The 388-nt window shown below is 73.7% G+C and carries 1 protein-coding gene; it reads left to right on the top strand.

The window, feature by feature from the left end; translation table 11 throughout:
- On the top strand, positions 1-388 hold a 388-nt coding region (locus K9U41_RS23705), incomplete at both ends, for a hypothetical protein (protein WP_282643265.1).

Below are 388 nucleotides of genomic sequence, written 5' to 3'. Positions count from 1 at the left end.
CGGCCACGCTCACCTCCGTGCCCTGCGGCGGCCTGCGCCTCAACCGCGTGAGCGGCAGCGGGCAGCGCGTGCGCCGCACGCAGCAGGCCATCCGCCGCGGGGGCAGCGACAACTTCTACTACCTGCTCTGCAAGGACACCGCGCCCTGCCACGTCGCGCAGGACGATGCCGGCGCCGCGCGCCTGCTGCCCGGCGACCTGGCCCTGATCGATTCGCGCCGCCGCTACCTGCTGGAATTCCCGGACGTGGTGGACACCGTCTCCATCCAGATCCCCATCGGCTGGCTGGACACCTGGCTGCCCGCCGCGGACCGTTGGCTGGGCCGCCGCGTGGACGGCTCCGCCGGCTGGGGCCGGGTGCTGAGCGCCTACGTGGGCCAATTGCAGGT

Source organism: Xanthobacter autotrophicus, from assembly GCF_029991245.1.
GTDB classification, from domain to species: Bacteria; Pseudomonadota; Alphaproteobacteria; order Rhizobiales; family Xanthobacteraceae; genus Xanthobacter; species Xanthobacter autotrophicus_C.
Note: the sequence above shows the minus strand (reverse complement) of the source record. Positions and strands in the feature narration are given on the sequence as shown.